This is a genomic window from Pseudomonas sp. R4-84 (genome assembly GCF_054130985.1).
This window is the reverse complement of sequence record NZ_CP096390.1, coordinates 160647-173766: the sequence shown is the minus strand read 5'-3', so window position 1 is coordinate 173766 and position 13120 is coordinate 160647. Positions and strand designations below refer to the sequence as shown.

11 protein-coding genes and 1 pseudogene are annotated in these 13120 nt (G+C 60.9%); 6 read left to right on the top strand and 6 right to left on the bottom strand.

Translation table 11 applies throughout. The features are described 5' to 3' along the window. Window positions 1-48: 48 nt before the first annotated feature. Complete coding sequence (locus M1D68_RS00725; protein ID WP_457968969.1) at window positions 49-699, bottom strand: DUF1120 domain-containing protein; 651 nt, start codon at window positions 697-699, stop codon at window positions 49-51. Between the two features lie 274 nt (window positions 700-973). Here M1D68_RS00725 and M1D68_RS00720 point away from each other — a divergent pair, with 274 nt between their 5' ends. Next, entirely contained in the window at window positions 974-2539 is a 1566-nt protein-coding gene (locus M1D68_RS00720) for a phospholipase D family protein (RefSeq protein ID WP_457968967.1), read from the top strand. Window positions 2540-2613: 74 nt separating this feature from the next. Here M1D68_RS00720 and M1D68_RS00715 read toward each other — a convergent pair whose 3' ends face one another. Beyond that, complete coding sequence (locus tag M1D68_RS00715) at window positions 2614-3756, bottom strand: MFS transporter (protein WP_420767163.1); 1143 nt, start codon at window positions 3754-3756, stop codon at window positions 2614-2616. A 444-nt stretch (window positions 3757-4200) separates the two neighbouring features. Then, the gene (locus M1D68_RS00710) at window positions 4201-5694 is read right to left on the bottom strand and encodes an aldehyde dehydrogenase (protein ID WP_457968965.1); all 1494 of its coding nucleotides are present in this window, start codon (window positions 5692-5694) and stop codon (window positions 4201-4203) included. Window positions 5695-5927: 233 nt separating this feature from the next. Between M1D68_RS00710 and M1D68_RS00705 the strand changes: the two genes are divergently transcribed. Next, on the top strand, window positions 5928-6290 hold the full coding sequence (locus tag M1D68_RS00705) for a cupin domain-containing protein (RefSeq protein ID WP_457968963.1): 363 nt from the start codon (window positions 5928-5930) through the stop codon (window positions 6288-6290). A 115-nt stretch (window positions 6291-6405) separates the two neighbouring features. Here M1D68_RS00705 and rpmG read toward each other — a convergent pair whose 3' ends face one another. Both rpmG and rpmB read right to left on the bottom strand, forming a co-directional pair. Next, complete coding sequence (gene rpmG, locus M1D68_RS00700; protein WP_003177274.1) at window positions 6406-6561, bottom strand: 50S ribosomal protein L33; 156 nt, start codon at window positions 6559-6561, stop codon at window positions 6406-6408. An 11-nt stretch (window positions 6562-6572) separates the two neighbouring features. Continuing rightward, entirely contained in the window at window positions 6573-6806 is a 234-nt protein-coding gene (rpmB, locus tag M1D68_RS00695; protein WP_003177273.1) for a 50S ribosomal protein L28, read from the bottom strand. A gap of 448 nt (window positions 6807-7254) precedes the next feature. On the opposite strand from rpmB, the gene M1D68_RS00690 reads away from it, so the two are divergent. After that, window positions 7255-8841: an ABC transporter substrate-binding protein gene (locus M1D68_RS00690; RefSeq protein ID WP_457968961.1), complete on the top strand. Its 1587-nt coding sequence runs from the start codon at window positions 7255-7257 to the stop codon at window positions 8839-8841. Between the two features lie 134 nt (window positions 8842-8975). Here M1D68_RS00690 and radC read toward each other — a convergent pair whose 3' ends face one another. Continuing rightward, a complete protein-coding gene (gene radC, locus M1D68_RS00685) occupies window positions 8976-9650 on the bottom strand; it encodes a RadC family protein (RefSeq protein WP_420767176.1) in 675 nt (224 codons plus the stop codon). A gap of 144 nt (window positions 9651-9794) precedes the next feature. Between radC and coaBC the strand changes: the two genes are divergently transcribed. From coaBC to M1D68_RS00670, 3 genes and pseudogenes are all read left to right on the top strand, one after another. After that, window positions 9795-11003: a bifunctional phosphopantothenoylcysteine decarboxylase/phosphopantothenate--cysteine ligase CoaBC gene (gene coaBC, locus M1D68_RS00680; protein WP_420767159.1), complete on the top strand. Its 1209-nt coding sequence runs from the start codon at window positions 9795-9797 to the stop codon at window positions 11001-11003. Between the two features lie 5 nt (window positions 11004-11008). Continuing rightward, window positions 11009-11464, top strand: a complete 456-nt coding sequence (gene dut, locus M1D68_RS00675) for a dUTP diphosphatase (protein WP_030138214.1) — start codon at window positions 11009-11011, stop codon at window positions 11462-11464. Between the two features lie 236 nt (window positions 11465-11700). Next, a pseudogene (locus M1D68_RS00670) lies at window positions 11701-13116 on the top strand (phosphomannomutase/phosphoglucomutase); the annotation flags it as partial. Window positions 13117-13120 lie beyond the last annotated feature (4 nt).

The window sequence follows — 13120 nt, the reverse complement described above, 5'->3', positions numbered from 1 at the left end:
GAATCGATGGCCCTTCAGACGCGCATCACGCGTCGCATGCGCCAGGAGTCAGAGGTAAAACACATCGAACGTAACCGAACCGTCGAGATCGAAGTCATCGGTGGTAGCCGGTAATTCGGACGTGGCGCGAATGACCGCGGCGACTTTCATCGGGAAGGTGTGAAGACGAGCCGGTGCGGGACCGGCTGCCGGGCTACCCCCCCAGGAGTAAGTCGTTGGCGCATTGGTCACCAAACCATTGGTCGGCACGCTCCAGCCCGGATTGGCCGCCGTTCGTAGCAGTAGTGACTGCAAAGCGCCGTCGGCCCGAGGCTGGCCACTCAACAAACCGAAACCACCGATGCCGACCCCCTGGGTGCTACCCAGGCCGTAATACAGATCATCGCCTCGGCTTCCGTTGAAGGACAGGCCCGGCACTTTGGAAGCACCGCGGTTGTCAGTCACGGCAATTTCCACGGCCGCCGGAGCGGAGCAGGTGATTTGCAGGCTGACGTCCCGCTGAGGAAGATCGTTCTGCCGATCGGGGGCCAGGGTGGACGAAAAAATCCGGCCTAGGTTGACATCGCTACCACCGGCAAATGCCGGAACGCAGGAGGTCGGAATGACCCGGCCAGTTACATTCAAATCAACACTGGCCGCCTGGGCGATCATGGGCGTGGAAGCAGCAGCCAGCATGCTGGCCAGGAATATTTTTTTCATGATTACTTACCTGTGGAATGGGAGGGAGTGAAGTCATGCGATGGCTATCAGGGAAGGAAACCAGCCACCGGCAGCAATGCCTGCGTATCGTTGCCTACCAGATGGGATTTTTCTGTAGGAAAAGGCTCCTCGACGCGCCATGTTTTTCAGCAAAACGCGTGGCTCTCTTGGCCTTGGAGGCGGTGTCCCACAGCCAAGGGGCATCGCATCTCGCAGGCATGACGGATCAAAAAGCCGTGCCATACTCCTTCGCAACGACCCGGGATGATTCGACTTGAAACCCCACGTTCCCCTGACTTTCGCTCTGTTGCTCGCCACGACTCTCTGCGGCTGCGCGAGCCTGGATATCACTCGCGAGCCCAGCCAGGCGCTAGCGGCGGAGCATTCGACCTTCGGTCGCTCAGTCCAGGCCCAAGCCGCTCTTCACGAGGGCCGCTCGGGCTTTCGTCTACTGTCGGACAGCTCCGAGGCGTTCACCGCCCGGGCCGAATTGATCCGCAACGCTCAAAGCAGCCTGGACTTGCAGTACTACATCGTCCATGACGGGATCAGCACGCGAATGCTGGTGGACGAGTTGCTCAAGGCCGCCGACCGGGGCGTGCGCGTGCGCATCTTGCTGGATGACACCACCAGCGACGGGCAAGAGGAGACCATCGCGACGCTCGCCGCCCACCCCAACGTCCAGATCCGCCTGTTCAACCCTTTGCATCTTGGCCGCGCCACCGGCGTGACTCGCGGCCTCGGGCGGCTGTTCAACCTGTCGTTGCAGCATCGAAGGATGCACAACAAGCTTTGGCTGGCGGACAACAGCATGGCGATCGTCGGGGGCCGAAACCTGGGGGATGAGTATTTCGATGCCGAACCCAACCTGAATTTCACCGACATTGACCTGCTCGGTGTCGGGCCGGTGGCCGAGCAGCTGGGACATAGCTTCGACCAGTATTGGAACAGCGCCCTGAGCAAGCCCATCGAGCAGTTCATGGCCCATCGGCCCACCGCCCAAGACTTGGCCGACAGCCGCTTGCGCCTGCAAGCGTCCCTTGATCAGACGCACAAGGAAAACCAGGCGCTGTATCAGCAGCTGACCACCTACAAGACCCAGCCACGCCTGGACACCTGGCGCAGTCAATTGATCTGGGCCTGGAACCAGGCATTGTGGGACGCGCCGAGTAAAGTATTGTCAAGGGATGAGCCTGACCCCCAATTGCTGCTGACAACGCAACTGGGGCCGGAGCTGACCGGAGTGAGCAAGGAATTGATCATGATCTCGGCCTACTTCGTCCCCGGCCAGCCGGGCCTGGTGTACCTGACCAGTCGCGCCGATGCCGGCGTGTCGGTGAGCCTGCTGACCAACTCCTTGGAAGCCACTGATGTGCCCGCTGTTCACGGCGGCTACGCGCCGTATCGCAAGGCCCTGTTGCAGCACGGCGTGCGCCTGTTCGAACTGCGACGACAGCCGGGCGACAATGGCAGCAGCCCACATCTGTTCTATAGCAAGTCCTACGGCGAGTCGGACTCCAGCCTGCACAGCAAGGCGATCATCTTCGACCGGCAGAAGTCCTTCATCGGCTCGTTCAACTTCGACCCGCGTTCGGTCCTGTGGAACACCGAGGTCGGTGTCCTGGTGGACAGCCCGGAGCTTGCCGACCAGGTGCGCGAGCTGGCGTTACAGGGGATGGCGCCGACCCTGAGTTATCAAGCCCGGCTTGAAGAGGGAAGGATGGTATGGACCACCGAAGACAACGGCAAGCTACACGACTTGGATCGCGAGCCAGGCAGTTGGTGGCGCCGGTTCAATGCCTGGTTCGCCACGACGATCGGGCTTGAGAGCATGCTCTGAGGGTTGACTGCTTTTCTGGCAATCCGCCTTTGTGGCGAGGGAGCAAGCTCCCTCGTCGCCGGCCTCTTCTATCTTCAGGCGGGCTGTGTCGCTCCGAACGCGCCTTGTCGCAACAACAGAATCACCAACCCGAACGCCCCCGCAGCCATGAACAGGGGCAGCGCGTGCCCGCTGATCCATTGGCTGCCCGCCCCCGCCAACAAAGGTCCAACCAGGCATCCAATGCCCCAAAGCTGGGCAATATGAGCGTTGGCCCGGACCAACGCATCGTCGCGATAACGCTCGCCGATCAAAATCAGCGACAAGGTGAACAGCCCTCCCGCGCTGGCACCAAACAGCACCCACAGCGGCCAGATGAAGAGCGTGTCGATCAGCAGCGGCACTGCCAGGCTGGACAACATCAAGACCACCGCGCAGCCAGTGAACAGCGAGCGACGCGAAAGGCGATCGGCCAGGGCACCGATGGGCAATTGCAGCAAGGCATCGCCGACCACCACTGTGCTGACCATCGCCAGCGCGACATCGGCGCTGAAGCCCTGGCGCAAGCAATAGACGGGCAGTAACGTCAGGATCATGGCTTCAAAGGCGGCGAACAACGACACGGCCCAGCCAATCGCCGGCAAGCCCCGGCAAAAGCCCCAGAGATCCTTGAAGGTGACACTGCTGGCTTCACTGCTGGGCGCCCCGCTACGGCCAAGCAACAATAAGGGCGAGACCAGCAGCAGGCCGACGCCCACCCAGAAGCCATAGTCGTGGTCGGTCCCAAGGGCGCCGAGCAGCAACGGACCGGACAGTTGGCTCAACGCATAGCTGCTGCCGTACAGCGCGACCAACCGGCCGCGCCATTGTTCGACGACCAATTGATTGATCCAGCTCTCGCCAAGGATGAACACCAGCGTCAGGACCACGCCGATCAACAGCCGCAGCAGCAACCACACCGGATAACTGGGCAACAGCGCCAGCAACCCGATGGACAGCGCCCCGCCCCAAAGGCACAGGCGCATCAATGCCGCCGTGCCGAAGCGCGCCGCCAGTCGGCTCGATACCTTGGCCCCGACCAGCACCCCAACGGCCGGCATGGCGGCCATAACGCCGATGGCGAACGAACCGTAACCCCAGCCCTCCAGGCGCAGCGACACCAGCGGCATGCTCACGCCCAGGGCCAGGCCGACACTCAGGACAGACGCCAACACGGCGAAATAAGTCGCCCAACGCATTTCCCTGCTCCTGTCGCAATCACTCAAAACCAATGCGGGAGCGAGCTTGCTCGCGATGGCGGTCATACATTCATCATATTTGCCGACTGTCACACCGCTATCGCGAGCTCGCTCCCACACAGAGGTCACAGAACGCGGAATATCAGCGATCAGCGACGACGCTACCCCGTGGCGAGGGAGCTTGCTCCCGCTCGGCTGCGAAGCAGTCGTAAAAGCTGGGGCCGCTTCGCAACCCAGCGGGAGCAAGCTCCCTCGCCACTGTGGCTGGGCTGGAATGATGATTTCTGAACGCCAGAAAAACCTGTAGGAGCGAGCTTGCTCGCGATGGCGGCGCGACATTCAACGATGTCGTCGACTGTCATACCGCTGATCGCGAGCAAGCTCGCTCCCACAGGGGACTAGCGCTACTTGAGGGCCCGAACCGGATCCGGAGCCGTCATTTCATCAGAGCTTGATCCAGGTCGCCTTCAGCTCGGTGTATTTGTCGAACGCATGCAACGACTTGTCCCGGCCGTTACCCGACTGCTTGAAGCCACCGAACGGCGCGGTCATGTCACCGCCGTCGTACTGGTTGACCCAGACGCTGCCGGCGCGCAGCGCCTTGGCGGTCAGGTGGGCCTTGGAGATGTCCTTGGTCCACACCGCGGCAGCCAAGCCGTATGGCGTGTCGTTGGCGATCTGGATGGCTTCTTCGGCGCTGTCGAAGGCGATGACGGACAATACCGGGCCGAAGATTTCTTCCTGGGCGATCTTCATTGCGTTGCTCACGCCATCGAAGATCGTCGGTTCAACGTAAGTGCCGCCGGTCTCTTCGAGGATCCGCTTGCCGCCCGCCACCAGCGTGGCGCCGTCGCTGTGACCGGCCTCGATGTAGGACAACACGGTATTCATCTGCTGGGTATCGACCAGGGCACCGACATTGGCGGCCGGGTCCAGCGGGTTGCCAGGCTTCCAGCCCTTGAGGGCCTCGATCACCAGCGGCAGGAAGGTGTCCTTGATGGAACGCTCCACCAGCAGGCGCGAGCCGGCGGTGCAGACTTCGCCCTGGTTGAAGGCAATGGCACTGGCGGCGGATTCGGCGGCGGCTTGTAGGTCCGGGGCATCGGCAAACACGATGTTCGGGCTCTTGCCGCCGGCTTCCAGCCAGACGCGCTTCATGTTGGATTCTCCGGAATAGACCATCAGTTGCTTGGCGATCCGGGTCGAGCCGGTGAATACCAGCGTATCGACATCCATGTGCAAGGCCAGCGCCTTGCCAACGGTATGGCCGTAGCCCGGCAGAACGTTCAGCACACCTTTGGGAATACCCGCCTCAATTGCCAGGGCGGCGATACGGATCGCGGTCAGCGGGGATTTTTCCGATGGTTTCAGCACCACGGAGTTACCGGTGGACAACGCAGGGCCGAGCTTCCAGCAAGCCATCATCAGCGGGAAGTTCCACGGCACGATGGCGCCGACCACGCCGACGGGTTCGCGGGTCACCAGGCCTAACTGATCGTGGGGCGTCGCGGCCACTTCGTCGTAGATCTTGTCGATGGCTTCACCGCTCCAGCTCAGCGCCTGGGCGGCCCCGGGCACGTCGATATTCAGCGAATCGCTGATCGGCTTGCCCATGTCCAGGGTTTCCAGCAGGGCCAGCTCCTCGGCGTTCTGCTTGAGCAGCCCGGCGAAGCGAATCATGGCGGCTTTGCGCTTGCTCGGCGCCAGGCGCGACCAGACGCCGGAATCGAACGTGGCGCGAGCATTTTCGACGGCGCGCTGGGCATCGGCCACGTCACAGCTGGCGACCTTGCCCAGCAGGCGGCCATCGACCGGGCTGAGGCAATCGAAGGTTTCGCCGGACACCGCATCGGTGTATTCGCCGTTGATGAAAGCGCGGCCTTCGATCTTCAGGTCGCGGGCACGCTGTTCCCAGTCGGCACGAGTCAGGGTGGTCATGCGAGTGTCCTCCTCTTATTGGGTAGGAACGCCGCGGCACCCGCAGCGCTCAAGAATTCTGCCCGGCCAGCCCGTTTTCGGCGCTGTTATCGGCACGGAACATCCGCCACCCTAAACCAGCCGCTGCTAATGTTTCAATATATTTGACATAACGCTGGCAAACGGCCTTGCGATGTTCGTTTTAATAAACATAGACTCGAGGCCTTCCACGCTATCTCCGGGGATCACTTTGCATGCATATTCAGGACATCGTCGATTTCAGCCAGGCTAACACTACCCCCGAACGCTATCGCCCGGACCCCACCAAAATACTCAAGGGTGATCCTGAACAGGCGGTGTTCAATCATTACAACAGCCCATGCGGCCAGATGAATGCTGGGGTCTGGGAAGGTGCGGTCGGCCAGTGGACGGTCAACTATACGGAACACGAATACTGCGAAATCGTTCAGGGCGTATCGGTGCTGCGGGATGCCGGAGGCAATGCCAAGACACTTCGGGCGGGCGATCGCTTCGTGATTCCGGCCGGGTTCAAGGGCACCTGGGAAGTGCTGGAGCCTTGCCGCAAGATTTATGTGGTGTTCGAGCAGAAGGCCTGAGGGCTTTGTGCTGTCTGGGCTTGCTCGCGAGGGCGCCCTGACAGACAAGACACCGTTAACAAAAAAGGCCCGTATCTCGCGATACGGGCCTTTTTCGTAAAGAAGGAAAAATCAATTACTTGATTTTGCCTTCCTTGTAGATCACGTGCTTGCGAACAACCGGATCATATTTCTTGATCTCGATTTTGTCCGGGGTAGTACGCTTGTTCTTGTCGGTAGTGTAGAAGTGACCAGTACCGGCGCTCGAGATCAAACGAATCAATTCACGCATGATTAGCTCCCTTAAACCTTGCCATCGCGACGAAGTTCGGCCAGCACGACACTGATGCCACGCTTGTCGATGATGCGCATGCCCTTGGCAGATACGCGCAGACGTACAAAACGTTTCTCTTCTTCAACCCAGAAGCGGTGATGCTGCAGGTTCGGCAGGAAACGACGACGGGTTTTGTTGTTTGCGTGGGAAATGTTATTCCCAGTCACCGGACCCTTACCGGTAACTTGACAGACTCTCGACATGCCTCAGCCCTCTAAAACCACATGCCCAACCCGGCATGGGTTGGCCGCTTAATCTCTCAGTCATTTGGCGCCAGGCGCCGCGTTTCTTTAAGGGTCTTACCGGCTACACCTACAGTGAAGGAACCGGGCCCCTAGAAAAGAGCGCTGCTTTATACCAGAAAGACCCCAGCACAACAACAGCCGGTGTGATTTGTCTTCGTTGGAAATCATCAATCGGCAGCCCCGGGCGGCTGGGGCAAGGGCCGGCGATGGCCTTACCGCTCGTCGCGGCGCGCAGGTTTTTTTCAATCGATGCCGGGTTCCAACCCAGGGCACCTCCTGCGAAGCGCAGGAAAGAGTGCCGGAAAATGCAAAATGGGGATAGTCATTTGCAGGCGAGCCCACTAGGGTAGACCTTTTCCAGACTGCACTCGCAGATGGGCCTCCGACCTGCACAGGAAATCAAATCATGCGCCTCGCTGCCCTACCACTGATGCTCGCCCCTCTGCTGATCAGCCCGCTGGCCCAGGCCGCCGCCCTGAGCGTATGTACCGAGGCCAGCCCGGAAGGGTTCGATGTCGTTCAATACAACTCGTTGACCACCACCAATGCTTCGGCCGACGTGCTGATGAACCGCCTGGTGGACTTCGATACGGCCAGCGGGAAAGTGGTCCCGAGCCTGGCCGACAGCTGGGAAGTGTCGCCCGATGGACTGACCTATGTGTTCAAGCTGCGTCATCGGGTCAAGTTCCACCACACCGACTATTTCACACCGCACCGCGACTTGACCGCCGAAGACGTCAAGTTCAGCTTCGACCGCATGCTGGATCCCGCCAACCCTTGGCATAAAGTGGCGCAGAGTGGCTTCCCACACGCTCAATCCATGCAATTGCCGTCGCTGATCACAAAAATCGACGCCCTGGACCCGCTAACGGTGCGATTCACACTGGACCATGCCGACTCGACCTTCCTGGCGACGCTGAGCATGGGCTTTGCGTCAATCTATTCAGCCGAATACGCAGACCAGTTGCTGAAGGCCGGCAAGCCGGAACAACTCAACAGCCAGCCCATTGGCACCGGCCCGTTCATTTTCAGCCGTTTCCAGAAAGACGCCTCGATCCGCTACAAGGCCAACAGCGAATACTTTGGCGGCAAACCTCAGGTCGACCCCCTGATTTTCGCCATCACCCCGGACGCCAACGTTCGCCTGCAGAAACTGCGGCGCAATGAATGCCAGATCGCGTTGTCGCCCAAGCCGTTGGACGTACAGGCCGCCAAGCAAGAGCCTACGTTGAAAGTGGAACAGACTGACGCCTTCATGACCGCCTTCCTGGCGATTAATAGCCAGCATCCCCCCTTGGACAAACCTGAAGTCCGTCAGGCTATCAATCTCGCGTTTGACAAGCCCAGCTACCTCAAGACCGTTTTCGAAGGCACCGCCGAAGCGGCCAACGGTCCTTACCCCCCAAACACCTGGAGCTACGCCAAAAACCTGCCCGGCTATGCCCATGATCCGGCCAAAGCTCGGGACCTGCTGGCCAAGGCCGGGTTGAAAGAGGGCTTCAAGACCACCATCTGGACTCGCCCTTCCGGCAGCCTGCTCAACCCCAACCCGAGCCTTGGCGCCCAACTGCTGCAATCGGACCTGGCGGAAATCGGCATCCAGGCGGAAATCCGCGTGATCGAATGGGGCGAGCTGATCCGCCGCGCCAAGGCTGGCGAGCATGACCTGCTGTTCATGGGCTGGGCCGGTGATAACGGCGATCCGGACAATTTCCTCACGCCGCAATTTTCCTGCGCGGCGGTCAAGTCCGGCACCAACTTTGCCCGTTATTGCAACCCGGACCTGGACAAGCTGATCAGTGCTGGCAAGACCACTGGCGAGCAAGGTGTCCGCACCAAGCTCTACGAACAGGCACAGGCTCAGATCCAGCAGCAGGCCCTTTGGTTGCCGTTGGCGCACCCGACCGCCTTCGCATTGACCCGCAAGGATGTGCAGGGGTATGCGGTGAGCCCGTTTGGGCGCCAGGATTACTCCAAGGTCAGCTTCAAGTAACCCCAGCCCCACAGCCCCCCTGTGGGAGCGAGCTTGCTCGCGATAGCCGCGCATCAGACACATCAATGCTGACTGAGCAACCGCTATCGCGAGCAAGCTCGCTCCCACAAAGGGTCTTGTTCGTCAGATCGAACCTACATCCACCCATACTCCGCCATGGACAGTGGCTCCCCATCGCCAACGATGAAATGATCGAGCACCCGCACATCGATCAGCTCCAGCGCCTCCTGAAGCCGCTCGGTGAGCATTCGGTCGGCCTGGCTGGGCTCGGTGTTGCCGGAGGGGTGGTTGTGGCACAGGATCACGGCAGCGCAATTGTGGGCCAGGGCCCGCTTGACCACTTGCCGAGGGTGAACGGTGGCCGTGGCGATCGAGCCGCGAAACAGTGCTTCAAACGCCAGCACCTGGTGCCGTGAATCAAGGAACAGACAACCAAAAACCTCATGAGGCTCGTGGCGCAGCATTGACTTCAGATAGTCACGAACAGCCTGCGGATCCTCAAGCATTGATTTTTGCCGCATCCGCTCTGCCAGATGTCGCCGGCCCATTTCGAGAACTGCCCGTAACTGTGCGAATTTCGCCGGGCCCAGGCCCATCTGACTGCTGAACGTAACCTGGTCCGCTTCAAGCAGCGCGCGCAGGCAGCCAAATTGACTCAATAGGTGTCGCGCCAGATCCACCGCGCTTCTGCCCGCCACTCCCGTGCGCAAGAAAATCGCCAGCAACTCGGCGTCCGAAAGACTCTCCGCTCCCGACGCCAGTAACCTTTCCCGCGGCCGCTCGGCCACGGGCCAATCCCGAATACTCATGGCATCTCCCTGATAGTGGGCGCCGCTGTTCCATAGCGGACGCTGTGATATCTTAGCCCATCTTTTTTGCAGGCGATTTTCACCCAGGCAGCTCACGCCAAGGGTTTCGCTCTGCGCTGACCACTGAAATCGAAAGGCAGGCCTATGCAGCGGCTGTATCGGAAACGCATCGTTCTGGGCGTCGGCGGCGGCATTGCCGCCTACAAGAGCGCCGAGCTGGTTCGCAGGCTTATCGACCAGGGCGCGGAAGTGCGGGTCGTCATGACCCGTGGCGGCAGTGAATTCATCACGCCGCTGACCATGCAGGCCCTGTCCGGCCACCCGGTCCACCTGGATCTGCTCGACCCGGCGGCTGAAGCCGCCATGGGCCATATCGAACTGGCCAAGTGGGCCGACCTGGTGTTGATCGCCCCGGCCACGGCCGACCTCATCGCCCGCCTGGCCCAGGGCATCGCCAATGACCTGTTGACCACCCTGGTGCTCGCCACCGACGCGGTGGTCGCCGTGGCACCGGCCATGAACCAGGCCATGTGGCGCGACCCGGCCACCCAGGCCAATCTGGAACTCCTTGAAAGTCGCAACCTGAAAGTCTTCGGTCCAGCTTCCGGCAGCCAGGCCTGCGGCGATGTCGGGATGGGCCGCATGCTAGAAGCCACCGACCTGGCCCAATGCGCCGCCGACTGCTTCAAGCGCGAAGCCCTGACGGGCAAGCACGTATTGATCACCGCCGGGCCGACCCAGGAAAACATCGACCCGGTGCGCTACATCACCAACCACAGCTCAGGGAAAATGGGCTTCGCCCTGGCCGAAGCCGCCGTAGAGGCTGGCGCCCGGGTGACGCTGATTACCGGCCCCGTGCACCTGCCGACCCCAGACCGGGTTACGCGCATCGACGTCGTCAGCGCCCGGGACATGCTTGCCGCCTGCGAAGCGGCCATCCCGTGCGACCTCTTCATCGCCTCGGCGGCAGTGGCGGACTACCGGCCTGAAGTCGTCGCCCCGCAAAAATTGAAGAAAGACCCTACGAGCGGCGACGGCCTGCTCCTGCAAATGGTGCGCAATCCTGACATTCTGGCCACCATCGCCACCCGCCCCGACCGTCCGTTCAGCGTGGGTTTCGCCGCCGAGACCGAACACCTCCTCGATTACGCCGCGCGCAAGCTCAAGGACAAGAATCTGGACCTGATCGTCGCCAACGACGTCGCCAACCCGAGCATTGGGTTCAACAGCGAGGAAAACGCCTGCAGCGTGATCGACCGCCAGTTGCACGCCACGCTTTTCGCCCAGACCAGCAAGGGCAAGATCGCCCGCCAACTGATCACTTTCATCGCCGAACGGCTGAACCAGGTTTAATTTCAATGCACGCTCTACAAGCCAAGATCCTCGACCCACGCATCGGCAACGAATTTCCATTGCCGCAGTACGCCACACCGGGCTCCGCCGGCCTCGACCTGCGGGCCATGCTCAAGCAGGACACCGTCCTGGAGCCGGGCCAGACCCTGCTGATTCCGACCGGCCTGTCGGTCTATATCGGTGACCCGGGCCTTGCCGCGCTGATCCTGCCACGCTCGGGCCTGGGCCATAAGCACGGCATCGTGCTGGGCAACCTGGTCGGGCTGATCGATTCGGACTACCAGGGCGAACTGATGGTGTCCTGCTGGAACCGTGGCCAGACCGCTTTTAACATCGCAGTGGGCGAACGCATCGCTCAGCTTGTGCTGGTGCCAGTGGTCCAGGCCCACTTCGAACTGGTCCAGGAATTCGATGAAAGCCAACGTGGCGCCGGCGGCTTCGGGCATTCCGGCAGTCATTGATACTGCGTTGCAGCCGGGCACCTTGCCTGGCTGCTTTATTAAGCTTCTGTTTCAGGACGAAAAATGCGCAACGGCTGGCGACAAGGTTTCCCACCGGGAATCAAGGTTTTAGACGGTTCAGACCGGGATACCGCTGTCTCATGGCACGCTCCCACCGCGAACTCTCTGCCAAAAACGCCGTCATACCCTTCAGCTTGAGCCTGCCGACGCCCCTGTCGGCGTGTCCAGTCACTTTCCTGATAGAGCGCCCGCCCATGAACACCCCAGCCGCAATCGCCCCGATCTTTCCTGACAGTATCTTCCGCGCCTACGACATCCGTGGCGTCGTGCCGGAAACCCTGACGGCTGAAACCGCTTACTGGATTGGCCGCGCCATTGGTTCCCAGAGCCTGGCCCAGGGCGAACCGAACGTGAACGTCGGCCGCGATGGTCGTTTGTCCGGCCCGGAACTGGTCGAGCAACTGATCAAGGGCATTGCCGACAGTGGTTGCCATGTCAGCGACGTCGGCCTGGTGCCTACACCGGCGCTGTACTACGCCGCCAACGTGCTGGCTGGTAAATCCGGCGTGATGCTCACCGGCAGCCACAACCCGTCGAACTACAACGGCTTCAAGATCGTCATCGCCGGCGACACCCTCGCCAACGAGCAGATCCAGGCCCTGCACACCCGCCTCAAGACCAATGACTTGAGCAGCGGCCAGGGCAGCGTGACCAAGGTCGACATCCTCCCGCGCTACAACGATGAGATCGTCAAGGACGTGAAGCTCGCTCGCCGCCTGAAAGTGGTGGTCGATTGCGGCAACGGCGCGGCTGGCGTGATCGCCCCTCAACTGATCGAAGCCCTGAACTGCGAAGTTATCCCGCTGTTCTGCGAAGTCGACGGCAACTTCCCGAACCACCACCCGGACCCGGGCAAGCTGGAAAACCTGCAAGACCTGATCGCCAAGGTCAAGGAAACCAATGCCGACCTGGGCCTGGCCTTCGACGGCGACGGCGACCGCGTGGGCGTGGTGACCGAGACCGGTAGCGTCGTGTTCCCGGACCGCCTGCTGATGCTGTTCGCCAAGGACGTCGTGGCACGCAACCCCGATGCGGAAATCATCTTCGACGTGAAATGCACCCGTCGCCTGGTGCCGCTGATCAAGGAATACGGCGGCCGTCCGCTGATGTGGAAAACCGGCCATTCGTTGATCAAAAAGAAAATGAAACAGAGCGGTGCCCTGCTGGCCGGCGAAATGAGCGGCCACATCTTCTTCAAGGAGCGTTGGTTCGGTTTTGATGACGGCATCTACAGCGCGGCACGCCTGCTGGAGATTCTGAGCAAGGAAAAATCCACTGCGGAAGAACTGTTCGCAACCTTCCCGAACGATATTTCTACGCCGGAAATAAATATCCATGTGACCGAAGAGAGCAAATTCAGCATCATTGATGCACTGCACGATGCCCAGTGGGGCGAAGGCGCCGAACTGACCACCATCGACGGTGTGCGGGTCGACTACCCACAAGGCTGGGGCCTGGTTCGCGCCTCCAACACCACGCCGGTGCTGGTGCTGCGCTTCGAGGCCGACAACGAGGCCGAACTGCAGCGCATCAAGGACGTGTTCCACACCCAACTCAAACGTGTTGCACCCGATCTCCAACTACCGTTCTGATTTT

Bases quoted from the DNA above. Each gene is read 5' to 3' on its own strand.
- M1D68_RS00725 (WP_457968969.1), bottom strand. From the start codon at position 699: ATGAAAAAAATATTCCTGGCCAGCATGCTGGCTGCTGCTTCCACGCCC.
- M1D68_RS00715 (WP_420767163.1), bottom strand. From the start codon at position 3,756: ATGCGTTGGGCGACTTATTTCGCCGTGTTGGCGTCTGTCCTGAGTGTC.
- M1D68_RS00710 (WP_457968965.1), bottom strand. From the start codon at position 5,694: ATGACCACCCTGACTCGTGCCGACTGGGAACAGCGTGCCCGCGACCTG.
- M1D68_RS00705 (WP_457968963.1), top strand. From the start codon at position 5,928: ATGCATATTCAGGACATCGTCGATTTCAGCCAGGCTAACACTACCCCC.
- rpmG (WP_003177274.1), bottom strand. From the start codon at position 6,561: ATGCGTGAATTGATTCGTTTGATCTCGAGCGCCGGTACTGGTCACTTC.
- rpmB (WP_003177273.1), bottom strand. From the start codon at position 6,806: ATGTCGAGAGTCTGTCAAGTTACCGGTAAGGGTCCGGTGACTGGGAAT.
- M1D68_RS00690 (WP_457968961.1), top strand. From the start codon at position 7,255: ATGCGCCTCGCTGCCCTACCACTGATGCTCGCCCCTCTGCTGATCAGC.
- radC (WP_420767176.1), bottom strand. From the start codon at position 9,650: ATGAGTATTCGGGATTGGCCCGTGGCCGAGCGGCCGCGGGAAAGGTTA.
- coaBC (WP_420767159.1), top strand. From the start codon at position 9,795: ATGCAGCGGCTGTATCGGAAACGCATCGTTCTGGGCGTCGGCGGCGGC.
- dut (WP_030138214.1), top strand. From the start codon at position 11,009: ATGCACGCTCTACAAGCCAAGATCCTCGACCCACGCATCGGCAACGAA.